Source organism: Oscillospiraceae bacterium MB24-C1 (genome assembly GCA_030913685.1).
GTDB lineage: Bacteria > Bacillota > Clostridia > Oscillospirales > Ruminococcaceae > Yanshouia.
In genome coordinates this window covers 1,902,785-1,927,103 of record CP133187.1, presented here as the reverse complement: position 1 = coordinate 1,927,103, position 24,319 = coordinate 1,902,785, and the positions used below count along the sequence as shown (strand labels likewise).

Genomic DNA, 24,319 nt, shown 5'->3' with positions numbered 1-24,319 from the left:
CGCTATGAATAGAGCCTACTACAAAAACCTTTTTAGAATCAGTGATCTATACACCCAGATGGGTAAAATAGATAAAATCATCGGCATGACCATTGAAGCCACCGGTATCACCTGTAGCATGGGCGATGTCTGCCAGATCATTATTGACAAATCCGCAAAGCGGGTTACCGCCGAGGTGGTTGGCTTTAAAGAAAACCGGGTACTGCTTATGCCTTACTCTGATACCGAGGGCATCCGTCAGGGAAGCCGCGTGCTCAATACCGGCGAAAAGCTGATGCTCAAAGTCAGCGATCAGCTCATCGGCCGCACTGTCAACGCCCTCGGGCAACCAATCGACGGCGGCCCCCCTATTGAAGGCGGTGTTCCCTGCTTAATCGGCGGTATTCCGTCAAATCCCATGCAACGCCCCCGAATCGACACCCCCATTGAAATGGGCGTTCGGGCCATAGACGGCTGTCTCACCATCGGCAAAGGACAGAGAATGGGTATCTTCGCCGGAAGCGGCGTCGGCAAAAGCACACTTATGGGCATGCTAGCGCGTAATGTCAAAGCCGACGTCAACGTCATCGCACTGGTCGGCGAGCGCGGGCGCGAAGTTGTGGAGTTTCTCAATCGCGACCTTGGTCCCGAGGGGCAGAAGCGCTCGGTCATCGTGGTTGCCACAAGCGATCAGCCTGCCATGCAACGCAGTAAATGCGCACTATCGGCCACCGCCATTGCGGAATATTTTTGCCGCCAGGGCAAGGATGTGCTGCTGATGATGGATTCTCTCACCCGCTTTTGCATGGCTCAGCGCGAAATAGGCCTTTCGGTCGGTGAACCGCCCGTGGCCAGAGGCTATACGCCTTCGATATATGCTGCGCTGCCAAAGCTCTTGGAACGGGCCGGAAACTTTGAAAAGGGCTCAATTACTGGTATTTATACCGTCTTGGTCGAAGGCGACGACACCAATGAACCTATTGCCGATACCGTTCGCGGCATCATAGACGGGCACATTATTTTGTCCCGAAAAATTGCAGCCAAAAACCATTATCCGGCGATAGACCTGCTCAACAGCGTAAGTCGTTTGATGAACGACATTGCTGAAAAGTCGCAGATTCAGGCCGCCTCAAAACTGCGAAACATGATGGCAGTCTACGAAAGCAACCAAGACCTGATTTCCATTGGCGCTTATAAACACGGTTCCAACCGCGAGCTAGATGAAGCGCTGTCCCACATTGATTCAATCAACGATTTTTTACAGCAGGCGGTTGACGAAAAGGTACCGTTTGACGCCACCGTCCAGGCGCTGTGTAAAATTGTACAGCCGTAATCCGCCAATATTAAAACGAGGAGGAATCACGCGCGATGAAAAAGTTTTCGTTTCCGCTAGAAAGCGTGCTGCGTTACAAAGGCTCGCTTCTCGACGAGGAGAAGAACAAACTGAATATTCTGCGCGCCGAATTAAACCGCCTCGAAGATACGATTGCAGAAAATGCACGTCAACTGATGTCAAGTGACCAAGAACTAAAGTCTCTGGCTCAAAAGGGATGTAGTGTCGCGATGCTGCGTTGTATCAGTTTTAAGATTGACAACACCCGCCAGCTGCTTGAAGATTTGAAAGCCAGCCGCGCCAAGCAGGCGCTCTTGGTAGAAAAACAGCTCGCTGTGGTCGTCGAGGTTAAACAGTCGGTTTCCGGAATAGAGCGCTTAAAAGAAAAGCACCTTGAAAGTTACCGCGAGGCCCAGCTCAAAGAGGACGAGCTTATTATCGGTGAACTGGTCAGCACGAAATATGCCCGTGCCGCCCATTCGCAATAAATCAGTCATCTATTTTAGTGAAGGGAGGTGAAAATATGAATAACGTAACAGTACAAACCCCACAGGTTGCCACACAGCTTACAGGGTCTCAATCTGTTTTGCAAAAAGCACTTGCAGGCCTTAATGCCAATGGCCTCGGCAACAATTCGGCCAGCTTTCTCGAACTTTTGACTGCGGTGCTGGATACCGGCGGCGAGGCGGCTTTGGCAGCGCAGCTTAAAAAAGACGCCGAAACACTTGGCGCTCAGATGAACGCTGAAATGCTGACCATCAATCCGCTTCTTACCATGATGCTGGCCGGTCAAACCACCCAAACCAATTCGGGCGCTTTACAGCAAAGCCCCACACTTGATTCATTTAGCCAGCTCCAGTCGCTTGCCTCTGCTGCGCACTTTCCACTTTCTCCCGAATTACTCTCGCAGCTGCAACAGGCCATTGATACCGCTGGAAAGCCTGTTTCTGTAAGTACAAGCAGTTCCACCGTTTTTGCGGCTGCGTTGCAAACAATAAAGAGCGAAGGCGAAGCGACTGCGCCAGTCTTGTTGAATTCTGCTTCGGATGAGGCTTCGGCTTTACAAGGGCAGTCACAGTTTGAACGCGCGGTCACCCTAGCACAGCAGTTGCTTAAATCGGCTGGCCAACCTACGGCCGAAACCACCGAAATTGATTTAGAAGATCTTCAGAAAAAAGTGGATTCCGGTGCTTTTTTACCACAGTTGACCAACACTGTCAACACCAGCACAACCGTTGATGCTACCCAAGTTCATAAGGCTTTGGATGCGCAGGACCTTTTTAGCCAGATCAAAACTTCCGTTACCCAACACGCCCAGCAAGGCGCGACCGATTTTACCATTAAACTTAGCCCCGAGGGCCTTGGTGAGATTACCGTCAAACTCCTGGAGGACGGCGGAAAAACCACACTGAGTCTGACAGCCTCCGACGCCAATGTACAGCGTTTGCTAGGTAGTGAACTCAACAATTTGCGCGACATCATGCGGCCTTATAACGTTGAGGTAGCACAGGTCGTCCAAACCAATGAGCCACAAAACATGAATATGCAGCAGCAATTTTCTCAGCAGTTCTCTCAACACAGCTATACCGGGCAACAGCAGACCCCATCCTTCGCGTATGACCCCAACTACGGCGAAAGCGCCCTGTCAGGCGACCCGACGCCACCGGTCATTCTCCCCGATTCGGTGCTGGATGCCTATATCTAATGAAAGGAGGACGCTTCATTGAGCAGTAGTATCAGTGATTTATATGGCGTAAATTCCCCCAAAACGGTCAATGCGGTATATGACAATAGCGGCGCCTCCGAGCTTGGCCTTGATGATTTTTTTACGTTGATGATCGCCGAGTTGAAAAATCAAGATTTCACCAACCCTGTGGATAGTTCCCAGTATGTGACACAGCTAGCTCAGTTTGCAACGATGCAGCAGATGCAAAACCTGGCCTATTACTCCAAGACCAATTACGTGATGGGGCTTATCGGAAAAGATGTCACCGTTGCAAAACTGTCTCTTGGCGGTAATATCAATGCTAAGTCCGGCCCGGTCGAGAAAATCACGCTTTCCGGCGAGGACTACGAAATATATGTCGACGGAACCGCCTATTCGCTTCGCGAGATTATGTCAGTCAACGCCCCCGAGGTTACAACCGAGCAGGAGTTAAAAGCTGTTTCGAACATGACGCCCTATCTTTTAAAGCGCACCGACTCCAGTGCTGAAATTGCCTGGAATGCCCCAACATCCTCAGATGAAGCACAGTATTATTACAGTGTCTATTACTCGGAGGATGAGGAGTTTGACTCGGTCTCGCAAGTGAAGCAGGGCACGCTTGTCGCTAGCCTAAAGGGCGGAACAGATGCACTTGAAGCTTCATTAACCGATCTTGAGCCAGACACCACCTATTATGCAAACGTCATTATTAGCACCTCAGAGGGAGATGAAGCAGCTTATCAAAAGCTGATATTCACTACCAAAGACTCTTGAGGAATCTAACGGATACGCCATGGAGGGCAAAATCGTGGATAACCTATATCTAGGTAGACTGTCCCTTCCCATTACAACAGGGGCCGCCCAGCCCTATCGACCCGAAACTGCTTCTTCTTCGTCTGCCACGCTGCCCCAGTCGGACAGCCCTTCTTTTCAGTCGCTGCTTCAACAGCAATTGCAGCAAAATGCAGGCGTAGAGTTTTCGAAGCATGCTGTTTCACGTGTGGCACAGCGCAATATAGAGCTGACGGACAACAGCCTTGAGCGCCTGAATCAAGGGGTAAAAATTGCGCAGGAAAAGGGACTGGATTCTGCATTAATCTTAATTGACAAAACCGCTTTTATTGTCAGCGCACAGAACAACAAGGTGATTACCACCGTGGGTGAAAGTGATCTGACAGGGAACGTATTCACCAATATTGACGGTACCGTGATTATATAAAGCCGGACCTTTTAGGAAGCTTTAGCAGTCCCGACCGACTTGACGGATTGTATCGCTCGGTACCGCCCCGAAAAGGAGCAAGAAATTATGAACAGATCCCTATACTCCGGCGTTTCTGGTTTAAAAGCGCACCAGACGCGCATGGACGTTATCGGTAACAACATTTCCAACGTTAATACATACGGCTTTAAAGCAAGCCGCGTCACCTTCCGAGATGTCTATTATCAAGCTATCAATGCGGGCAGCGCGGGGTCTTCAACCTCGGGCGGAACCAACCCGGGCGCAATCGGTTACGGTACTCAGGTGGGCTCGGTTGACCTGCTGATGGGACAATCTTCTTTCACCATGACCGACAGCTCGATGGATTTGGCCATCGACGGCGAGGGCTTTTTCCAGGTTCAGGACGCTGATGGAAACAAATTTTACACCCGCTCTGGTTCACTGACCTTTGACTCGGCCGGCAACCTTGTAGATTCACAGGGCAATTTTGTGCTCGGCATCTCAGGTGACCCGCTCGGTAAATCTACTGGCAGTAACCTAATTCAGTTGAGCCTTCCTTCGGTTACGCCGTCGGGTTCCTCTGTTTCTACCACCATCAACGATGTCATATATACCCTTTCTACCTCAAATTACACTGCCGCCGGCAATATCTCCATGCAGCTTATTCAGGGCACCGGTATGACCGACGGCGTTAAGGCAACCGCCCAGGTGGGCACAAATGGTATTGTTGTAACGTTAAACGCCAACGAAAGCTTTTCTTCGCTGGATGATTTAAACACCGCCATTAACGACGCCATCGAAACTTATATGCAGGATAGCACCGGCGCAAGCCATCCCGCTGGCAATTTCACCATTTCGATGAACCCCGCCGACGCTGGGAACTGGCCGTTGACTGGTGAAGACATCTGCTCAACTGATTTTGCGTTGCAGTCTGGTGAGGCGACCGACTGGCCTGCTACGACCATTGGCGGCGGATTTTCGCCTACCGGCACCACCGGCAGCACTTTCGGTAGCGCTTTTTCAACGGGGGCCAACGCACTTGAGGCCTTTAATGTTGAGTATGATTCAACGGCCGAAACCATGACCGTCACCATGACGATCAACGGTGAGTCTTATACTGGTGTTGTCGATTCTAGCAAAACCGAAGCCGGCACCATGAAGCTGACCAACGGTTCAAGCTCCTCAGATTACATTATCATGAACCGTCCGGGCTATTCGGCGATTGTCAACGCCATGAAGGACGCCAACTCCGCTTTGGTCGACGGGAGCGGAAACCTGACCGATGGCACTTGGGATACGTTGAGCACCGCCGGTGTAACACCAGGCGACACCACCTTTACCGCTGCGGCTCCCAGCGATGCACTTGGCCTTTCGGGCAGTAAAATGGTTCTTTCAGGCGGCACCGAGGGCGGCGCACAGGGTATTGAAAGCCTGACCGGTGTGGCTGTGAGCGCCGACGGCTCCATTATTGCCACCCACGCACAGCTCGGCGAGGTTGTTGTCGGTCAAATTAACCTTGTCACCTTTGCCAACCCTGAGGGCTTGGTACAGTCAAGTGGTACCTACTTTACCACCTCAGCCAACAGCGGAGAAATGAGTTATTGCCAGCCTGGAACCAGTGGTTCGGGTAAATTGGTTTCCGGCTCACTTGAGCTTTCAAACGTTGACCTTTCAAAAGAATTCTCTGACATGATCACAACCCAGCGCGGCTATCAGGCTTGTTCTCGTCTGATAACTGTCTCGGATGAGATGCTCGAAGAGCTGGTCAACCTAAAACGGTAAAAGTAAATTTACAGCAGCCCTGGGGCTGCTGCCACAGGCGATAAATTCGTTTGCCGCTTGTGGCAGCAGACCCAATTAGATTAATTAAGGAGAATCTTTTGATGATTATACTGACAAAGCTCAACGGCGTCGAGTTTATATTAAACTGCGACCACATCGAAACGATTCAAGAAAGCCCCGATACTACCATACATCTCACCAACGGCAAGATATATATCGTTCGTGAAAGTATGCGACAGGTAGTGGAACTGACCACCGCTTACCGAAGAAGTATTTTTAGCAAGTTATATAACCGAGGTGATTTTGGTGGCTAAAGGAAAATCAGCGAAGCAAAAAGGAAACAAAAGTAGCTCCTTTGATATTTTGACATTGGTTGGTCTCGTTGGGGCTCTTTTACTTATCTTGTTTGGTATCGTCTTTGTTGAGGCACCCAAGCCGGGCGACGCCAATTATGATGAGGCAATGGAAGCCTATAACGTCACAGGCCCTTTTGCAATGAGCAGGTTCGGTGGCTTTGTTAACTATTCCAGTCTTGCGATCACGTTTGGCGGCACTATTGCAGCCTTGATGGTCTCTTTTCCTGCCTCTTCCTTTAAAAAGATTCCCCGTCACTTAAAAATAGCGTTTTTTCCTACCATTTATGATTCCCAAAGCTACATAACACAAATCGTGGAATTCGCTAAAGAGGCCCGTTCAAAAGGTCTTTTGTCTCTGGAGGACAAGCTTCAAGGGGCATCTGACCCCTTTTTGAAAAGCAGTTTGATGCTTGTGGTCGATTCAGTCGAGCCGGAAAAGGTTCACGCCCTGTTGGACGCTGAGCTCGGCCACCTTGAGGATCGTCACGCACAGGCCTGCGCTTTTTATGAAAAGGGTGCTGCTTACGCACCGGGCTTTGGCATGATCGGTACTCTGATTGGCCTGGTGAACATGTTGGCCGACATGTCTGATGCTGCCGCTATCGGCCCCGCCATGGCAACAGCACTGTTGACGACACTGTATGGTAGTATGATGGGCAACATTTTTTTCAACCCCATTGCGAACAAGTTGCGCGTCCGTCATGACGAAGAGTTTTTATGTAAAATTCTGATTTGTGAAGGTGTTGAGGCCATTCAGGCTGGTGAAAACCCCCGCTTTATTGAAGAAAAACTTCAAATGTTGGTGCTACAGGAAAAGAAAAAGGAAAAGAAGGGCAAAAAGGGCAATCGGGACGCTGATGAATCAGCTGAATAAGGGATCTTGCCGCTTTACAGCATCTTTAAGAAAGAAGGGGATTATGTGGCCCGGCGAAAGAAGCGCCCCGATGGGGGCAGTGGTTATAACTGGATGGACACCTACGGCGACATGGTAACCCTACTTTTAACCTTTTTTATCATGTTGTTCAGTATGTCCACCGTCAACGAAGAAAAGTGGGAAATCTTAGTCCGCGCCTTTTCAAAAAATCCTGATGCCGCCACAGCCCAGATAATTCTGGTTCAGGAGGGCGAAGGTGACGATATTGCACCAGCAAACGGTGTAACTCAAAATATTGGTGACAAAGTAACTGACAATGAACTTCCCACCGATCTCAATCAACTTTACGAATATCTTAAACAGTATGTTGAAGAAAACCAGATGACTGCATCGGTCTCCATCTCCAAGGATTCTGCCAATAATGTCTACATTCGGTTTGATAACAACATATTCTTTTCTGGCGACAGCTACACGCTGCGTCAAGAAAGTTTCCCTATTCTCGATTTTTTGGGCGATTGCTTAAAGAACGTTGAGGACCAGATTTTTGTTACGCGTGTCAATGGCCATACCGCTGCTATTCCGGGTGCCGAAAACTATCATATTAGCGATTGGACGCTTTCAGGAGAACGCGCCAGCCAAGTGGTCATTTATTTTGAAGAAAATTCTGATCTTGACCCTAAAAAGTTAATGTGCAATGGTTACGGAAAAAACTACCCAATTGAAAGCAACGATACCCCTGAAGGGCGCGCTAAAAACAGGCGCGTGGAAATTATGGTGCTGGGCAACTCGTTTGATAAAAACAACCCGGAAGATCTTTATTCCATACTCTCTCACTTGGTCAGCGCCGAACTTTTTGAGGACAACAGCAGTAATACCGAGATTCTAAACTCGGATAAGAAGCTCTTTGATGAAAACACACCCTCCATTTCTATGCCGGCGGATGATATTACGGCCAACTCCAGCCCCGATAATACATGACGTCTGCTCCCCCTTTTGCCAAGCGTTTATTTTTTAGACAGGTGGTGAGACCATATGCCCGAGATTCTCTCACAATCACAAATTGATGCGTTGCTCAAAGGAATGAGCAGTGGTAATATAGATGTCAAACCCGAGACCCCTGAAAAGCGGATTAAGGAATACGATTTCTATTCACCAAAAAAGTTTACAAAAGAACAGCTGCGCAACGTAGACAGCATTCACGAAAATCTCGCGCGGTTGCTGTCTTCCTACTTTTCAGGTTCGATGCGCATTAACAGCGAGGTAAACCTGTTACAGGTAGAAGAGCAGCGGTACTATGAATTTAACAACGCGCTACCCGACACAGCTCTAATAGGTTTGATGGAGCTCAAGCCAGGTGATAAAAACATCAATGACTTCACCATGATGTTGGACGCGTCCTCTAATCTGGCGTTTTTTATGATCGACCGCCTGCTGGGTGGAGTCGGAAGCGGCGTTATCTTGAACCGAGACTACACAGATATTGAACTAGGCATCATGCGCAATATCTTTCAGAAATTTTCAGTTTATATGCAGGATGCCTGGCGCGATTATATTGATGTCGATATCAGTTTAGATACCATTGAAACCAACCCGCGACTTATTCAGATTTATGCGCCGGAAGATATTGTCGTCATCGTATCTTTCGAGGTGAAAATGCAGGATGTTATCGGGACGATAAACATTTGCATTCCGGCGATCGGCTTGGAAGAGCTGATGGGTAGTTTTGTTTCAAAATATTCTCGCATTTCTAAAAACCTTTCGGACGACGCCAAGAAAGAGATGGCTAAAAAGGTGATTCAAAGGGCGATATATGCATCAGATCTTAAAATTAACGCAGTACTTGATGAGGTGCAGATGGAACTGGAGGATATATTGCATCTTCGTGTGGACGATATTATAAAGCTGGAAAACGCGGCAAACGGCGACGTTAAAATTCTAGTGGACAGCCAACCGTGGTTTTATGGCAAAATGGGTATCGTAAAAACCAATAAAGCAATTAAAGTTACTAGATCGTATCCACCCGAAGCTTTGAATTGAGAGGAGTTAGATTCATTTTGGATATTGCAGCGAAAGATTCCTGCTCAGGGCTTTCGCCAATGGAAATCGATGCTATTGGCGAAGTATTAAATATCAGTATGGGCTCAGCAGCGACGGCTGTTTCAACGATGCTGGATAAACAGGTTACGATCACGACACCGCGCGTGAGTGTTGAACCTCTGGGTCTGGTGGAGTATTCTGCACTTGAACCGGCTTTAAGCGTTAAAATTACATATACAGAGGGCCTAAGTGGCTCGAATGTACTAATCTTTCGTCAGCGCGACATGCAATTGATTTTGAACCAGTTGATGGGCATAGACGATCCACCCAGTGACGATTTCGCACTGGATGAGTTGAGCATGAGCGCCGCCTGCGAGGTTATGAACCAGATGATGGGCGCTTCGGCTACCGCTTTGGCTGAATTTTTGGGTAAGGCGGTCAATATTTCAACACCTGAAGCGCGAATTATTACACCGGATTATACTTTCTCTGATGCAATCGGCATGGATGCCAATCAACAGATTGTTTCGATTCATTTCAACATGGATATTCAAGGCGTCATGACTTCAGAGTTTGTGAGCGCCATGCCCTGCGATCTGGCAAAATCAATGGTGAGCGGCTTTCTTGAAACAACGGAACCTGAAGAATCGGCTGCGCCGCCCGCACCTGCCCCCTCGCCGCCTGAAGTTGCGCAATCCCAGCCAGCAGCACCCTTGCCGGTATCCTCTGAGCCAACGACGACACCACAACCACAAGGTTCCGCTGCCCCCCCCTGTTGCACAGCCTCAGCCGCAGCAAACACCACCGATGTCGGGGTTGTCGGGCCCGGGCTATCCGCCCCCTCCTTACTATCCGCCTTATCCGCCCACAGGGGCGTCGGGCGTATACCCACCCTATCCGCCTACTGGTGTACCGGGTTATCCACCTTACTATCCATACCCACCTTATCCGCCCTATCCACAGCAACCTGACGCCTCGGTGCCAGTCTACCAACCGCAAAAGGTCGACCCCCAACCACCGGCCAAGGTGCAAAATGTTCAGCTGCCACAGTTTTCTAAGGGAAACCTAACAGGCGAACCGGTTTTGGGTGGCAACACTGACCTGCTGATGAACGTGCCGCTTGATGTAACAATTGAAATTGGTCAGGCGCGCAGAAAGATCAAAGACATTTTATCCTTTGCGCAAGGTACTGTTATCGAACTTGAAAAACAGGCCGGAGCCCCGGTGGATATTGTGGTGAACGGTCAATTGATTGCCCATGGCGACGTTGTGGTTATTGATGATAATTTTGGTGTTCGTATTACCGAAATTCTTGGAACAAGGGCCTTGCTTTCCTCTTTGGAAAAAGAAATGTAGACAATAAACTTTAATATAAAAATACATCCCGAAAGGAACTGGATTTATGGACAAGAAAATTATGATCGTCGACGATGCGGCTTTTATGAGAATGATGATTAAGAACAGCCTCACTGGTAACGGCTACACCAACCTGATTGAGGCGGCGGACGGGCAAATTGCTTTTGAAACTTATAAAACCGAAAAACCCGATCTTGTCATCATGGACATTACCATGCCAAATATGGACGGCATACAATCTCTTCAGGCTATCAAAGCCTATGATCCTAACGCTATGATTGTTATGTGCAGTGCCATGGGGCAGGAGGCTATGGTTGTCGATGCGATTCGTTTTGGCGCGCTGGACTTTATCGTCAAGCCCTTTAAGCCCGATCGTATTCTTCAAACGGTTAAGAAAATTCTTGGCTAATTCTATTTTAAAAGATTGGGCAGGGTGAAGGTATGGAAAGGTTAGAGGCGTTTTCGGTATTTTTTTCTGTTTTTCTCACCTTGGCATTTGTTTTGTTTTTGGCGTGGTTCTTTTTGCGTTGGATTGGCGGACATGCCCTCATCCAAAGTAATTTTAAACACATCAAAATTCTCGACCGGGTGGTTATAGACCGAGAAAAATATTTACTGCTCGTCTCAGCTGGAGACAAGACCCTGCTCATTGCCATGAGCGCTGGTGCCATCGAGACTATCTGTGAATTTGGCCCGCAGCAGCAGGCGCTCTTTAATGCCATGCCTGAATCTGAGCAAAGCTTTTCTGCAGTGATCAAGCAGATGCTGCCCAAGAAAAACAGTTCATCCGCCAAAGGGGGAGATGGTTTATGACCGATCGCGCCCAATGTCTGGCGGCACTGAAAAAACAACTGCTGCTTTTTGGCCTGTCGTTAATTATAGTGCTTTTTCTGGTGCTTTTTCTACTGAACACTACCGCTCTGGCAGCGCCCGGTATTTCAATTGACTTTATTGCCGACGATACCGGAAACAGCTCCATGGGTATGCTGGATCTGATATTCCTTTTTGTTTTAATTTCGCTTATTCCAAGCATTTTACTTATGATGACCAGTTTTACTCGCATCATTATTGTGCTTTCGTTTATGCGCAACGCGCTCGGTACGCAGCAGTCGCCGCCCAATCAGGTTTTAGTAGGCCTCGCGCTATTTTTAACACTGTTTATCATGGCCCCCACTTTTGAGGAGATTAAAACCACTGCCTACGACCCTTATAAGTCCGGTAGCTATACCGTGACCGAGGCGGTGGATGCAGCACAACTACCCCTGAAGCGGTTTATGCTGGGGCAGACAACACCCAAAGCGCTTAACCTTTATTTAAGCATCTCCGGCAGCGAGCTTCCAAAAGTGGAATCGGAAGAGAGTCTGGAAAGTCTGACCCGTTTGAGCCTTTTTGTTGTTGTTCCTGCTTTTATCACCAGTGAACTGGAACGCGCCTTTTTGATCGGCTTTCTTCTTTACCTTCCCTTTTTAATTATCGATATTGTCGTCTCCAGCGTGCTTATGTCGATGGGTATGGTTATGCTGCCGCCCGCCACTATTTCGCTGCCATTTAAGATTTTGCTGTTTGTGCTGGTGGATGGCTGGAGTTTGCTGCTTGGAACGCTTGTGCAGGGATTCTCATGACCTGCTGTAAAATTTAAAGGCGGTGAAAAGCTTGACGCAGGACCAAATCATGGATATTTTTACACAGGCTCTGCTGGTTGCGCTCAAGCTGGCGGCTCCCCTGCTAATTACCAGTATTCTTATCGGCCTTGTGGTGGCCATCTTTCAGGCCGCCACCCAGATTCACGAGCAAACACTCACCTTTGTACCAAAGCTGATCATCATTGCCTTTATGATGCTTTTCACTGGGCACTGGATGATTAGTACCATGCTAGATTTTGTACACTGGCTGTTCAGTCTTATTCTTTTGATATGAGGTTACCATTGTGACAATACAGCTTCAGGGACTCAATGTCTATCTGTTGGTATTCGCCCGAATGTCAGGTTTTATTTTCTTTAATCCACTATTGGGGCGAAAAAATATTCCGTCTCAAGTCAGAGCCGGGCTTGTGCTGCTTCTCACTATGTTGATCGCGCCGGTGCTGCAAGCACCCGAGTTTACATATGACAGCGTAGACATGCTGTTATCGCTGTTTCGAGAGTTATCAATGGGCTTTGTTTGCGGCTTTGTCTACCAAATCTTCTACTATCTGTTGCTATTTATCGGCGATTGGATGGACACCGAATTTGGTATGGCCATGGCGAAGGTATTTGACCCCGCGACCAATATTCAGGTTTCACTCACCGGCAGTCTGCTTACAATCTTGTTTGCACTTTACATCTTTGCGACGGATAGTCACCTTGTAATAATTCAGATTTTTGCGCTATCCTTTAAAATCGTTCCTGTTGGTGCGATTAACCTTTCTCCCGAGGCTTTTCAGTTTGTGCTTCAGCTCTTTGTCGACGTTTTTTCACTGGTGTTGCGGTTGCTGTTGCCATTCACCGTTGTGGAGTTTTCGTTACAGGTCGTCTTGGGGATCATGATGAAGCTGGTGCCTCAGATCCATGTTTTTGTCATCAACTTTCAGCTCAAGCAGGGCCTGGGGCTCACAATGCTGTTTTTAATGGGTCCTGTAATCGCTTCTTTTTTAAATAATTATATTGTTATTATGCTTGAAAATATTAACCGGGCGCTGTTGACTCTCGCCTGACCTGTTTTAACGCGATTTAAAAGGGGGGATGAGAATGCCCGGCGAAAAGACCGAAAAAGCAACATCAAAGCGAAAGCAGGACGAACGAAAGAAAGGTAACATCTTTAAAAGTACCGATCTAATTACAGCGTTTTCGCTACTCATCACCTTTTATTCACTTAAATTATTAGGACCTTTTATTCTCCAGACGACGCAGACCATCATCCGGCAGTATTTTATCGCTGCTGGTACTCAAAAAGCTATTACCGATGCAGATACACGCATCTTTTTAATAGACGCCTATCGCGTTATTGGGTTGACCGCATTACCGCTACTTTTGATAAGTGGTCTAACGGCCATTGTTTTGACGATGGCGCAGACACGCATGCTGGTCACCACCGAAAGCATTAAGTTTAAGTTCAGCCATCTAAACCCCATCAGTGGCATCAAAAAAATGTTTTCGCTTCGCAGCTTTGTCGAGCTTATCAAGGCCGGGGCAAAAATAACTATTTTGCTTTATATTGTTTATCAGAAGCTTCTGGATTTTCTGCCAAAATTCCGCACCTTTGTCGATATGGAAATCACCGAGTCACTCAGCGTATTCAGTGATATTATCATGTCTATCGTCCTGACCGCCGGCGTCGTGTTTTTATTGCTTGGCGTACTGGACTATGCCTATCAGTGGTGGGAATACGAAAAGAACCTACGTATGAGCAAGCAGGAAATTAAGGAAGAGTATAAACACACCGAAGGTGACCCGCTCATCAAGAGTCGAATTCGAGAGTTGCAGCGTAAGCAGGCCATGAGCCGCATGATGCAAAATGTACCCACGGCAGATGTCGTTATCCGTAACCCGACGCACTATGCCGTTGCCATTGCGTATGACCCCGACCACGACCGTGCGCCAATTGTGTTGGCAAAGGGCGCTGACCTGGTGGCGCTGCGTATTGTGGCCATCGCCGAAGAGCACAAGGTGACAACGCTTGAGAACAAACCTCTTGCACGTGGCCTTTTTGATGCGGTCGACCTGGGCCGCGAAATCCCCGAACAATTTTACCAGCCGGTAGCTGAGGTGCTTGCCTTTGTTTACAGTCTGAAAGAGAAGGATTTGAAATAGTTGAAAAATACAAACAACATCTTTAACAACATTGTAGCGGTATTTATTGTCGCTATCATCTTGTTGCTGATTATCCCGTTGCCCACGGCGCTGCTGGATATGATGTTTATTATAAACCTTACTATTTCCTTTGTGATCCTGCTCACTACCATGTACATTAAAGAGCCATTGGAGTTTTCTATTTTTCCATCGCTACTCTTGATTACCACCGTATTTCGCATGGCGCTGACTATTTCATCCACCCGCCTGATTTTAAGTAACAACGGCTATGCAGGCAAAGTTATTGAAACCTTTGGTAAGTTTGTTATCCGCGGAAATGTTGTCATCGGTCTTGTGATCTTTTTGATTATCGTCATCGTTCAATTTATGGTTATCACCAAGGGCTCTGAGCGCGTGGCCGAGGTTGCTGCACGCTTTACACTCGACGCGATGCCTGGCAAACAGATGGCGATTGATGCCGACTTAAACTCCGGTCTGATAGACGAATCGCAAGCACGTCACCGCCGTGAAAAGATACAGCGCGAATCTGACTTTTTCGGCTCTATGGACGGTGCTACCAAGTTTGTTAAAGGCGACGCCATTGTCTCAATTGTCGTCACCATTATCAATTTGTTGGGCGGTATTCTCATGGGCTTTATGAACCAGGTAGGTACCTTTGGTCAGATTATGTCGGTATATTCCACCGCTACGGTTGGCGACGGCCTGATGTCTCAGATACCCGCGCTTTTAATCAGTATGGCGACCGGTATGATCGTTACCCGTTCGGCGTCTGAATCCAACCTTAATATTGAGGTGGTTAAGCAGTTTTTATCACAGCCTGTTGTGCTTATTCTGTCCGGCTGTGTCATGTTCTCGCTCTCCTTTATCGGCTTCCCGCCGTTGCAGATTGTCCTTGTGTCTGTTATACTGATATCAACAGGTACCATTATTTTACGGAAGCAAAAAACTGCGCTTATTACGGCGAATGCCGCAGCCACCGCCACCCCCACCGAGGAGGTTGCAAGCGAGGCTTCGTTTTATAAAAACATCGATAATGTCTACGGCTTACTTAACGTCGAACCGATTGAGCTGGAGTTCGGTTACAGCTTGATTCCACTGGTGGATGAAGCCAGCGGTGGTAGTTTTATCGACCGTGTAGTCATGTTCCGAAAGCAGTTCGCCATTGAAATGGGCATGGTTATCCCCTCGGTTCGCTTAAAAGACAGCGGCCAGTTAAACCCCAACCAGTACAGCATCAAGTTTAAAGGCGAACGCATTGCCATAGGTGATGTTTTGATCGACCACTACCTTGCACTTGCGCCTGACAACAAAGTGCAATCCATAGACGGTATTGATACTATTGAACCTGCGTTTGGCATTCCGGCCAAGTGGATCAGCCTAGATAAAAAGATCAAGGCCGAACTTGCGGGTTATACACTGATTGATCCTACTTCGGTAATTATTACCCACCTTTCTGAGGTGATTCGCCAGCACGCATATGAGCTGCTGACCCGTCAGGAAGTCAACAACCTGCTAGCCAATCTTAGAAAGACCAACGAGACTATCATCAACGATATTATCCCCGGCATCGTCAGCGTCTCCACTCTGCAAAAGGTGTTATGCAACCTGCTGCGCGAGGGTGTTCCAATCCGGGATTTGGAGACGATTCTCGAGGTTCTCGGTGATTACGGCGCTTCCATCAAGGACGCGGATATGCTGACCGAATATGTTCGGCAGTCTCTAAAGCGTACCATTTCACATCAGTTTGCAGAGGCTGAACAGCTTAAAGTCATCACGCTCGACGCTAAAATTGAGAACATGATTATGGGCGCGGTAAAAAAGCTTGACACCGGATCATACCTGGCATTAGACCCCGCGACCATACAGTCCATTATTTCGGCTTCCGGCGTGCAGATTGACAAGATACGCGAACTGGTTCCCCACTCGGTTATTCTGACATCACCGATTGTGCGCATGTACTACAAAAAGCTGATTGACCAATTTTATCCCAATGTCATCGTGCTTTCGTTCAGTGAAATCGACAGCACTGTTCAGATACAGGCTCTTGGTAATATAACGATTTCCTGATCCTGTTCCCAGCGAAGGGAGTGACAAGCTGTGCAGACACAACAGGCCCCAAATGAATCTCCTACCCTGCTAGATCGGTATTTAAATTCCCCCAGCGTAGCGCTTCGCAATGATCTTGTTATGCATTACAGTTATATTCCAAAAACTGTGGCAGCACAAATGCGCGGTATTACTGCCTCTTATGCCGAGGTTGAGGATATCGTCAACAACGGCATCATTACTCTGATCGACTGTATTGAGCGTTTTGATCCGCAGAAAAGCGGAAACTTTGAAGCCTACGCTTTTTCGCGCATTAAATGTGCCAACATTGACTTTATCCGCAAGCAAGACTGGCTGCCAAGGCGGGTGCGCAAAACGGCGCGAGATGTTTCGGCCGCCTATGATGATCTTTCTAACAAATTGATGCGAGTACCTTCTGCTAAGGAACTGGCTGACCACCTTGGGGTGCATGAGTCGATTATTCATAAACATTATCGTGAGATTTCCAATTCTGTTTTGCTATCTTTTGAAATGTTGCTCAGCAGCGTATCAGAGAACGGCGCAGAGGATACCGCTGGTGACTTTGAGCAGCCTGAATCCTCACTGATTCGTGGCGAGCTGCATCAAAGTTTGATGGATGCGATTGATTCTTTGAGCGAACGCGACCGCCTTGTTATTTCGCTTTACTATTTTGAGCATTTAAAGCTTCATGAAATTGCAGAGGTTTTAAAGGTCAGCGAAGCCCGGGTTTCCCAAACTCGCTCAAAGGCCATTTTAAAGCTTCGCGGTCACCTAAAAGACTATTTGGAGGGATAACTGCATGGCAACGGGTTTTTTTACTGCCGCTTCTGGTATGATGATGCAGCAGCGCACCTTAAACGTTATTGCAAATAATATGGCGAATGCCAACACCCCCGGGTTCAAAACTGAACGTGTGGTTAGCACAACCTTTCAGCAGGAACTTTTGATGCGTCAGCAGGGTTACAATCGAACCTTTATAGGCTCCGGCGACGCAGTTAAGGTGGTTGAAGATGTGCCTACCCAATTTGATCGAAGCTTAATTAAAGCCACTGGCAGGCCGTTTGATCTTGCTATTGAAGGCGACGGTTTTTTCAGTGTCAAAGATGCTGATGGAAAACAATATCTCACCCGTAACGGGCAATTTGACATAGACGATGAAGGTTACCTCGTTCTACCAGGTGTTGGTCGAGTCCAGGGCTCTCGGGGTGATCTCAAAATTCTAGGCTCTGATTTTTCTGTTAATTCAGAAGGCGCCGTTTACAACACTAAAGGCCGTATGGTTGGAAATCTTCAAATTGTTGCGGCTTCTCCAGAGGCCGAGCTTGAAAAGTTCCCGAATGGTCTGTTTCAGGTGCCGGGCGGCGAGGGTGTGTTGGGAGAGACAGCCGGCCTCTCTGAGGTTTCCACACCGAAGATCGGGCAAGGGGTACTGGAAGGCTCCAACACCAATTATAACCGAGAAGTTGCCCTTATGATGGAGACGCAGCGAACCTTCCAAAGCTGTAGCAAAGCGTTGATGATGATTGATGAAATAGAGCAAAAAGCTGCTAATATTGCTTCTTTATAATATTTTACCAGTGAGGTGCTGAAAATGAGTATTGCTTTTTACACCGGTGTCTCCGGTATGCTGGCTTCACAGTCGCATATGGATGTCACATCAAACAACATTGCCAACGTGAACACCGTCGGCTACAAAACGCAGGAATCCTCTTTTCAGAACCTGCTTTATACCAGAATGAATATCCACAGTAATTATCATAACACTACGGCTGACAGCGCAGCAGATGCTCCTGCTGACAATGCGGATGATAATACCGCGAAAAGCTACGATATGGTCGGGCATGGCGTGCGTATTGGCCAAGTAAACTTGTTATATGATCAGGGGGGCTATCTCGCCTCCGGTCGAACGTTGGATTTCGCAATTAATGGAGAAGGCCTGTTTGGGGTCGAAACTGCTTCAGGTGAAATTCAGTATACACGAAATGGTAATTTTCTCGTCAGCATTGAGGGGAAAAAGGCTTATTTAGTGACCTCGGACGGGTCCCATGTCTTAGCTGGTAAGGGGAAACGTATTTCGCTGGAATTAAATGAAAGTGGCTCACCCATTACTGATGGGTTGGCTGAAAAAATAGGGTTATACCATTTCACGAACCCCTATGGCCTGACCCCGGCGGAAGGCGGTTCTTTTAAAGCAAATGACATTTCGGGTAAGGCGGTTGCTGCCAAGAGCGGCGACACAACCTCAACGATTCTACAGGGCTTTCTTGAAAACTCTAATGTTGAGCTGAGTGATCAGATGGTCAATATGATTCAGGCCCAGCGTTCTTTCCAGATGAATTCCCGCGTAGTACAGGCCGCAGATGAGATTGATGAGATGATTAATAATTTAAGATAGCACTTATTTATATACGATTCGCAAACGAAAGAGGTTTTACTTATATGGCTTTACACGACTACAGCGACTTGAATGCAATGCACCTTGATGTGTTACGCGAAATTGGTAATATTGGCACCGGTAATGCGGCTACCTCATTAGCCGCAATGCTGCAAAAGCCGGTAAACATCAGTGTACCGACTATAAATGTTCTGGACTATGAAAAGGTCTCTGAAGAACTGGGCGGGCCTGAAACCATGATCGTGGGCATTATGCTGACCATCTCAGGCGAGGTCAGCGGAATGATGATGTTTCTGTTGGAAAAGGATTTCGCTCATACTATCGTAAACGATCTTTTAGGTGGCTGTTTTGGGGGCTTTCATGAGCTTGATGAGCTTTCGATTTCTGCAATAAAAGAGATTGGTAACATTATGGCGGCTTCTTACGTCAATGCAATTGCCCAGTTGACCGGCTTAACCATCGATATTTCGGTGCCATCTATGACGGTTGATATGGCCGGCGCTATTTTAAGCGTTCCAGCTATCTATTTTGCAGACATTAGTGATAAGGTCATTTTTATACAAGATGAATTTAATGGCGACGCCGAGAATATGACCAGCCATATTCTGTTGATACCTACTACAGATTCCCTGCAAAGAATTATGCGGAACCTCGGGGTTGAGTGATGAAGAATACGGTTAAGGTTGGCATTGCCGATATGAACGTCGTAAAGGGCGAAGATGAGCTGGTCACCTTTGCGCTTGGTTCCTGTGTGGCGATCTGTCTGCATGATGCTGAAAGAAAAGTTGCGGGCATGGCCCATATTATGCTGCCAGATAGTAAGCAGCTATCCTCCGGCAGCAGCCAGCCGCTGAAGTTTGCGGATACTGCGTTGATTGAGCTTCTTAAAGCTATGCAGATGAAAGGCGCACGCGCTGCGGTGCTAACAGCAAAAATCGCCGGCGGCGCCCAAATGTTTGCCGAAACGACCAATTCCCCCCTAGGCAACATTGGTCGACGCAACACGCAAGCGGTCAAAGCCGGTCTGGCCCGGTTCCGTATTCCAATTGTCGCTGAGGATACTGGCAAGGACTACGGCCGCACCTGTTATTTCGACGCGACCACCGGCACTATGCTAATTAAGTCTGCGCTTAAAGGCGAATGGCGTTTTTAATACGATTTCCTTTTTCAAAAAAATCCTGTGAAAGAGGAGGCTACCCATGAAACAAGAGGATCAAGAGAAAAAAGGCAGTTTGTTGTTCAGGCTGCTGCAGGCAAAGCAAAAAAACGAGCACATTGAACTTGGTGTTTTTGCGCATAAAAATGATACATCAGCTGAAAGCGCGCCCGAAGAGAACGCGCCTATTGATAGTGCCTCCGAAGAAAATAGCCTGCCACCTATATCGTCACCTGTTACCCCAGAGGCTGATGCTGACAGCTGGGTCAGCCTTATAGTGCCACCGTTATCATGGGATGCCCACCGTCGTTTGGAGGTCCAAGTTAATAAAGCGACAACTAAGGCTCGTATGCTTCTGCGTCCCCCCGCACAGGATGAGCAGGAAACCTGTTCCATCGAAATTCTTCATCGGGTTTTAAAAGACTGCCGAATTACCTTTGGGGTAGACGAAGAAGCACTCAATAGCTTTTTTACGACAAACCCCGATTCACTGCTTTATAATACGCCGATTGTTGTTGCACAAGGTGTTTCTGCTGTTGAGGGAAAGGACGGCTACGTCAAAGAATTGTTTGCTCGTACCAGCAAGTCGCATTTTGACCAGCGCCCCGACGGTAGCATTGACTTTAAAAACATGCATATCGTTAATAACATTTCAAAGGGAACCGTGATCTGCGAAATTATAAATCCTGTGCAGGGTACCCTTGGCACCAGTATTTATAATAAACCCCTGCGCCCCCGTACCGCAAAGGCGCCCGCTGTTCCTCGCGGCGAGAACGTTGATCTTGTTACGATTGACGAGTATATGTGCCAGCTTGTCGCCGCCATTGATGGTAATCTTGTTTACAAAGACAAGCGCTTTTGTGTAGAACACACATTTAAGGTCAATGGGAATGTAAATAACTCGGTCGGCAATATTAACTTTACCGGCAATGTCATCGTTACCGGGGATGTCTGTGAAGGTTATTCGATCAGAACAAACGGTGATGTTACTGTCTATGGTATTGTTGAAGGCGCCTCTATATACGCCGGAGGCAATATCATACTCCAAAAAGGCATCAATGGCATGGGCAAAGGAATTTTGGAAGCACAAAAAGATATTACCGCTAAGTTTATTGAAAATTGCACTGTTCGCGCTGGCGGTGATATAAAATCAGAATCGGTAATTAATTCTACTGTTGAAGCAGACGGTGGATTGATGTTGATTGGTCGTGGCACGTTGGTTGGCGGAAATATTACCGTTTTCGGATCAGTCGATGCTAAGATTGTCGGGTCGCGCTCTTATACGCATATCAATATCGTGCTTGGCGTCACACCTAATATGCTCAGAGAACGCAATCAGATTCGTCAGCAACATAAAGCGGTCTTGTCGGAATTTCAGTCGCTCAACAGCGATATTTTGTTCTTGGAACAGACGCAGAATATTTCTGAGGATGAGCGACAAAAGCAACTGGTACAGTACCAAGGAAAATTAAACCTTGTGCTCTTTAAAAAGAATCGGCTTGAAAAGAAGATTCAGAAATTTTCAGAGCAGCAATCCCAGACTTCGCCCTGCACACTGACTTGTAATACCGCTTATCCCCCGTTACGTATCACAATTGGTAATGAAACTTATCGCCTTACAAATATTGCAAACATGTGTCGCTTTTATCAAAATAGCGAGGGCGAAGTTGTTTTAGGCACAAAATAATCTAACTAATGTCAATTTTAGATGGTTTGCTTTATAGCCTTTTAGGTTTAGACTTTTATCAATTGAGCACATATCCTGTGCCTTTAGTTTTATGGAATACTTTAACCGTGTTCTAACAGGTAATAAAAAGAGACTTGGATAACCAAGTCTCTTTTTTACCCTGCAAAGCAGTGCTTGCCTCATTTTATTGAGTTTAAGTGGCGTAATATTTCATCACCAATCTGATCAAGCGGCAATTGCTTTTTAACACCACCAATATTAAAAGCCACCATTGGCATGCCATAGACAATGCAACTTTCTTTGTTTTGTCCAATGGTATAAGCGCCAGCCTTTTTCATTTGCAACAGGCCCTTGGCGCCGTCGGCTCCCATACCGGTGAGAATAACGCCGATCGACCGATCTTTTGCGGTTTGGGCAACCGAATCAAACAATACATCGACCGAAGGGCAATGACCACTGACTTTTTCTCCCCGCTGGCTTTTAACATAGTAGCCCTGGGCATCCTTTTCCAATCGGAGATGAAATTCACCTGCACCAATAATAATTTTGCCAGGCTCCACCCTGTCGCCGTGTTCAGCCTCTTTAACGGTCATGCGGCAGATATTGTTTAGGCGCTCGGCGTACATCCGCGTGAACACAGGCGGCATATGCTGCACGATAACAATGCCTGGCGTGGTGGGCGGAAGATCCTTTACCACTGCCAATATGGCCTCTGTTCCGCCGGTTGAAGCACCAATGGCAATAATCATATTATCTATAGTACGGGTCAGCGCCGGGTGCACCGTCAATTTTGAAGAGGGCTTTTCGGCCAGTACCTTTTTCTGCCCAACCTTTGCGACCGATGCAATTTTTAGCTTAACAACCAGTTCGCGTATAAACTGATTTAAATCGCCAGAAGAATTGACAACCGGTTTTTTGACAAAGTCCACCGCACCCGCATCCAACGCGTTAAGCGTTGTAATAGGAGCGGAACTAACAACTACAACCGGTGTTGGATAAAGCGGCATAAGCTTTTTAAGAAATTCAATGCCGCTCATCCTTGGCATTTCGACATCCAACGTCACAACATCCGGCTGAATTTCCTTGATTTTTTCCATTGCTTCCATCGCGTCCGAGGCAGTCCCAACTACTTCAAAAAACGGGTCTTCCTCCAGCTTTTTTGACAACGTGTTCCGGAAAAGAATGGAATCATCAACAATTAAAACGCGACACTTTTTCTTTACCAACACTATTTTGCCCCTCGTTTCTGATAGATTGCCGGTTGGATATAGGTGTATCGGCTCGCTTCTCTGTTGATGCTTTCGGAGTGACCTATAAACAGGAACCCTGTGTCCGCCGTCCAGTCGTAATATTTATTAACCAACTTCTCTTTTGTGGGTGCATCAAAATAAATCATCACATTGCGGCAGAAAATCAGGTCAAATTTATTCTTAAACTGAAAGGGCTCCATTAGATTGATTCTGCGAAACACCACTTCCTTGCGAATCTGTTCGCTAACCTGAAAGCTCCCATTTTTAAGGTCCACAAGATATTTAGACCGCCATGCCGGCGGAATATCCTTAACCTCCTCGCTTGTATATATGCCCTTGGTCGCTTTTTCAAGCACATTGACCGAAAGATCACTGGCAAGGATTGTAGTATTCCACTGCCCTTTTCTTGAGCCGAAGTATTCGCTGATGGCCATCGCCATCGAATATGGTTCCTGCCCGGAAGAACACCCGGCACTCCATAGATAAAGGGTCTTACTGGTGCGGGTGCGCTCAAAAAACGGGAGAACCTTCTGAACCAGAAACTCAAAGTGCTCATTCTCACGCATAAAGTAAGTGTAATTAGTAGTGAGCTTATTGAGCATTTTGGTCATCTCGTTACCGGTTTTGTCAGCGTACAAAAACTCAAAATATTGGCTGAATGTTGTAAAGCCGTAGCCCAATAGCGTGTTGGACATGCGGCCTTCAATCAGAACGCGCTTTTTTGAGAGATCTATCCCATAGTTTTTATGTACAAATGTTTTTAACTCATTGAATTCTTGATCTGTTAGCTTAAGCATCGACGATATAATCCCTTCGTTAACAGCTTGATCACAATGTTGCGTGGGTACCGCAGGTGTCATCAGCTAAAAATTTGTCGCAGTCCAGAATAAGGACCAGACGTTCGCCCACCTTGCATATTGACGAAAGATATTTGTTGGTGTTTACACTTGAAAAATCAGGAATGGATGCAATCTGATCGTTTTTAAAATCGCTGACCTCAGCGACCCGGTCAACAATCAGACCTACGAGAGATTCGTTCCAGGTGATCACGATAATACATGTACGCTCGTCATATTCAATTTCCTCCGCGCCAATCTTGATGCGCGCATCAATAACGGGCACAATACGGCCACGAAGATTAATAATCCCCTTGACAAAGGCTGGAATTCCCGGCACCCTTGTGGCCTCCTGATTGCCGATGATTTCAAGGATATTCTCAAGCGCAACGCCATAAATGGTTTCCCCAATATAAAACGTCAGATATTTACCAGCAAACACAGCGCTTTCAACCGATTTGACAACGCTGTTAACTGCTACCTCAGCCATGTGGTCACC

Annotated in this window: 26 protein-coding genes and 1 pseudogene; 24 read left to right on the top strand and 3 right to left on the bottom strand. The window is 47.2% G+C overall.

Going from position 1 to position 24,319, the window contains the following annotated elements:
* The first annotated feature begins 4 nt into the window (after window positions 1-4).
* The 24 genes and pseudogenes from RBH76_09240 to RBH76_09125 all read left to right on the top strand — a co-directional run bounded on the left by RBH76_09240 (window position 5) and on the right by RBH76_09125 (window position 21,734).
* Window positions 5-1,312 (top strand): FliI/YscN family ATPase, encoded by a 1,308-nt coding sequence (locus RBH76_09240; GenBank protein WMJ82922.1) that lies wholly within the window; start codon window positions 5-7, stop codon window positions 1,310-1,312.
* A gap of 35 nt (window positions 1,313-1,347) precedes the next feature.
* The gene (locus RBH76_09235) at window positions 1,348-1,800 is read left to right on the top strand and encodes a flagellar FliJ family protein (protein ID WMJ82921.1); all 453 of its coding nucleotides are present in this window, start codon (window positions 1,348-1,350) and stop codon (window positions 1,798-1,800) included.
* 35 nt (window positions 1,801-1,835) lie between these two features.
* Window positions 1,836-3,017: a flagellar hook-length control protein FliK gene (locus RBH76_09230; protein WMJ82920.1), complete on the top strand. Its 1,182-nt coding sequence runs from the start codon at window positions 1,836-1,838 to the stop codon at window positions 3,015-3,017.
* Between the two features lie 18 nt (window positions 3,018-3,035).
* Window positions 3,036-3,791: a flagellar hook capping FlgD N-terminal domain-containing protein gene (locus RBH76_09225; GenBank protein WMJ82919.1), complete on the top strand. Its 756-nt coding sequence runs from the start codon at window positions 3,036-3,038 to the stop codon at window positions 3,789-3,791.
* A gap of 34 nt (window positions 3,792-3,825) precedes the next feature.
* Window positions 3,826-4,236 carry a TIGR02530 family flagellar biosynthesis protein gene (locus RBH76_09220; protein ID WMJ82918.1) on the top strand — a complete coding sequence of 137 codons (411 nt, stop codon included), beginning with the start codon at window positions 3,826-3,828 and terminating at the stop codon, window positions 4,234-4,236.
* A gap of 87 nt (window positions 4,237-4,323) precedes the next feature.
* Window positions 4,324-6,018, top strand: coding sequence for a flagellar hook-basal body complex protein (locus RBH76_09215; protein WMJ82917.1), 1,695 nt, complete (start codon window positions 4,324-4,326; stop codon window positions 6,016-6,018).
* Window positions 6,019-6,119: 101 nt separating this feature from the next.
* Window positions 6,120-6,332 carry a flagellar FlbD family protein gene (locus tag RBH76_09210; GenBank protein ID WMJ82916.1) on the top strand — a complete coding sequence of 71 codons (213 nt, stop codon included), beginning with the start codon at window positions 6,120-6,122 and terminating at the stop codon, window positions 6,330-6,332.
* Window positions 6,325-7,248: a motility protein A gene (locus RBH76_09205; protein WMJ82915.1), complete on the top strand. Its 924-nt coding sequence runs from the start codon at window positions 6,325-6,327 to the stop codon at window positions 7,246-7,248. Before RBH76_09210 ends, RBH76_09205 begins: the two co-directional genes overlap by 8 nt.
* Before the next feature lie 45 nt (window positions 7,249-7,293).
* Window positions 7,294-8,226, top strand: coding sequence for a flagellar motor protein MotB (locus RBH76_09200; GenBank protein WMJ82914.1), 933 nt, complete (start codon window positions 7,294-7,296; stop codon window positions 8,224-8,226).
* 54 nt (window positions 8,227-8,280) lie between these two features.
* The gene (gene fliM, locus RBH76_09195; GenBank protein WMJ82913.1) at window positions 8,281-9,285 is read left to right on the top strand and encodes a flagellar motor switch protein FliM; all 1,005 of its coding nucleotides are present in this window, start codon (window positions 8,281-8,283) and stop codon (window positions 9,283-9,285) included.
* A 59-nt stretch (window positions 9,286-9,344) separates the two neighbouring features.
* Window positions 9,345-10,641 (top strand): annotated as a pseudogene (fliN, locus tag RBH76_09190) (flagellar motor switch protein FliN).
* 46 nt (window positions 10,642-10,687) lie between these two features.
* Window positions 10,688-11,050 carry a response regulator gene (locus tag RBH76_09185; protein ID WMJ82912.1) on the top strand — a complete coding sequence of 121 codons (363 nt, stop codon included), beginning with the start codon at window positions 10,688-10,690 and terminating at the stop codon, window positions 11,048-11,050.
* Window positions 11,051-11,082: 32 nt separating this feature from the next.
* Entirely contained in the window at window positions 11,083-11,454 is a 372-nt protein-coding gene (locus RBH76_09180; GenBank protein ID WMJ82911.1) for a flagellar biosynthetic protein FliO, read from the top strand.
* A gap of 164 nt (window positions 11,455-11,618) precedes the next feature.
* Window positions 11,619-12,263 (top strand): flagellar type III secretion system pore protein FliP, encoded by a 645-nt coding sequence (gene fliP, locus RBH76_09175; protein WMJ85220.1) that lies wholly within the window; start codon window positions 11,619-11,621, stop codon window positions 12,261-12,263.
* A gap of 31 nt (window positions 12,264-12,294) precedes the next feature.
* The gene (fliQ, locus tag RBH76_09170) at window positions 12,295-12,558 is read left to right on the top strand and encodes a flagellar biosynthesis protein FliQ (protein ID WMJ82910.1); all 264 of its coding nucleotides are present in this window, start codon (window positions 12,295-12,297) and stop codon (window positions 12,556-12,558) included.
* Window positions 12,559-12,568: 10 nt separating this feature from the next.
* Window positions 12,569-13,333, top strand: coding sequence for a flagellar biosynthetic protein FliR (locus RBH76_09165; GenBank protein WMJ82909.1), 765 nt, complete (start codon window positions 12,569-12,571; stop codon window positions 13,331-13,333).
* Window positions 13,334-13,367: 34 nt separating this feature from the next.
* Entirely contained in the window at window positions 13,368-14,429 is a 1,062-nt protein-coding gene (flhB, locus tag RBH76_09160; GenBank protein WMJ82908.1) for a flagellar biosynthesis protein FlhB, read from the top strand.
* Complete coding sequence (gene flhA, locus RBH76_09155; protein WMJ82907.1) at window positions 14,430-16,496, top strand: flagellar biosynthesis protein FlhA; 2,067 nt, start codon at window positions 14,430-14,432, stop codon at window positions 16,494-16,496. It abuts the gene before it with no gap.
* A 30-nt stretch (window positions 16,497-16,526) separates the two neighbouring features.
* A complete protein-coding gene (locus RBH76_09150) occupies window positions 16,527-17,291 on the top strand; it encodes a FliA/WhiG family RNA polymerase sigma factor (protein WMJ82906.1) in 765 nt (254 codons plus the stop codon).
* 4 nt (window positions 17,292-17,295) lie between these two features.
* Window positions 17,296-18,063 carry a flagellar hook-basal body protein gene (locus tag RBH76_09145; GenBank protein ID WMJ82905.1) on the top strand — a complete coding sequence of 256 codons (768 nt, stop codon included), beginning with the start codon at window positions 17,296-17,298 and terminating at the stop codon, window positions 18,061-18,063.
* A 24-nt stretch (window positions 18,064-18,087) separates the two neighbouring features.
* Complete coding sequence (locus tag RBH76_09140) at window positions 18,088-18,891, top strand: flagellar hook-basal body protein (protein ID WMJ82904.1); 804 nt, start codon at window positions 18,088-18,090, stop codon at window positions 18,889-18,891.
* A gap of 44 nt (window positions 18,892-18,935) precedes the next feature.
* Window positions 18,936-19,556 carry a chemotaxis protein CheC gene (locus RBH76_09135; GenBank protein WMJ82903.1) on the top strand — a complete coding sequence of 207 codons (621 nt, stop codon included), beginning with the start codon at window positions 18,936-18,938 and terminating at the stop codon, window positions 19,554-19,556.
* Entirely contained in the window at window positions 19,556-20,044 is a 489-nt protein-coding gene (locus tag RBH76_09130; protein ID WMJ82902.1) for a chemotaxis protein CheD, read from the top strand. Before RBH76_09135 ends, RBH76_09130 begins: the two co-directional genes overlap by 1 nt.
* A gap of 46 nt (window positions 20,045-20,090) precedes the next feature.
* On the top strand, window positions 20,091-21,734 hold the full coding sequence (locus tag RBH76_09125; protein ID WMJ82901.1) for a FapA family protein: 1,644 nt from the start codon (window positions 20,091-20,093) through the stop codon (window positions 21,732-21,734).
* A 179-nt stretch (window positions 21,735-21,913) separates the two neighbouring features.
* Here the strand turns inward: RBH76_09125 and RBH76_09120 are convergent, their stop codons facing one another.
* From RBH76_09120 to RBH76_09110, 3 genes are read right to left on the bottom strand one after another with little or no spacing between them, the layout of a single operon-like run.
* Window positions 21,914-22,963, bottom strand: a complete 1,050-nt coding sequence (locus RBH76_09120; protein ID WMJ82900.1) for a chemotaxis response regulator protein-glutamate methylesterase — start codon at window positions 22,961-22,963, stop codon at window positions 21,914-21,916.
* Window positions 22,963-23,781, bottom strand: a complete 819-nt coding sequence (locus RBH76_09115; protein ID WMJ82899.1) for a protein-glutamate O-methyltransferase CheR — start codon at window positions 23,779-23,781, stop codon at window positions 22,963-22,965. The genes RBH76_09120 and RBH76_09115 overlap by 1 nt, the downstream gene beginning before the upstream one ends.
* Before the next feature lie 31 nt (window positions 23,782-23,812).
* Window positions 23,813-24,310, bottom strand: a complete 498-nt coding sequence (locus RBH76_09110; GenBank protein ID WMJ82898.1) for a chemotaxis protein CheW — start codon at window positions 24,308-24,310, stop codon at window positions 23,813-23,815.
* Window positions 24,311-24,319: the final 9 nt, after the last annotated feature.

Coding starts and splice junctions, on each gene's coding strand:
- RBH76_09240 (WMJ82922.1), top strand. CDS start 5: ATGAATAGAGCCTACTACAAAAACCTTTTTAGAATCAGTGATCTATAC.
- RBH76_09235 (WMJ82921.1), top strand. CDS start 1,348: ATGAAAAAGTTTTCGTTTCCGCTAGAAAGCGTGCTGCGTTACAAAGGC.
- RBH76_09230 (WMJ82920.1), top strand. CDS start 1,836: ATGAATAACGTAACAGTACAAACCCCACAGGTTGCCACACAGCTTACA.
- RBH76_09215 (WMJ82917.1), top strand. CDS start 4,324: ATGAACAGATCCCTATACTCCGGCGTTTCTGGTTTAAAAGCGCACCAG.
- RBH76_09210 (WMJ82916.1), top strand. CDS start 6,120: ATGATTATACTGACAAAGCTCAACGGCGTCGAGTTTATATTAAACTGC.
- fliM (WMJ82913.1), top strand. CDS start 8,281: ATGCCCGAGATTCTCTCACAATCACAAATTGATGCGTTGCTCAAAGGA.
- RBH76_09185 (WMJ82912.1), top strand. CDS start 10,688: ATGGACAAGAAAATTATGATCGTCGACGATGCGGCTTTTATGAGAATG.
- RBH76_09180 (WMJ82911.1), top strand. CDS start 11,083: ATGGAAAGGTTAGAGGCGTTTTCGGTATTTTTTTCTGTTTTTCTCACC.
- fliP (WMJ85220.1), top strand. CDS start 11,619: ATGGGTATGCTGGATCTGATATTCCTTTTTGTTTTAATTTCGCTTATT.
- flhB (WMJ82908.1), top strand. CDS start 13,368: ATGCCCGGCGAAAAGACCGAAAAAGCAACATCAAAGCGAAAGCAGGAC.
- RBH76_09145 (WMJ82905.1), top strand. CDS start 17,296: ATGGCAACGGGTTTTTTTACTGCCGCTTCTGGTATGATGATGCAGCAG.
- RBH76_09140 (WMJ82904.1), top strand. CDS start 18,088: ATGAGTATTGCTTTTTACACCGGTGTCTCCGGTATGCTGGCTTCACAG.
- RBH76_09135 (WMJ82903.1), top strand. CDS start 18,936: ATGGCTTTACACGACTACAGCGACTTGAATGCAATGCACCTTGATGTG.
- RBH76_09130 (WMJ82902.1), top strand. CDS start 19,556: ATGAAGAATACGGTTAAGGTTGGCATTGCCGATATGAACGTCGTAAAG.
- RBH76_09125 (WMJ82901.1), top strand. CDS start 20,091: ATGAAACAAGAGGATCAAGAGAAAAAAGGCAGTTTGTTGTTCAGGCTG.
- RBH76_09115 (WMJ82899.1), bottom strand. CDS start 23,781: ATGCTTAAGCTAACAGATCAAGAATTCAATGAGTTAAAAACATTTGTA.
- RBH76_09110 (WMJ82898.1), bottom strand. CDS start 24,310: ATGGCTGAGGTAGCAGTTAACAGCGTTGTCAAATCGGTTGAAAGCGCT.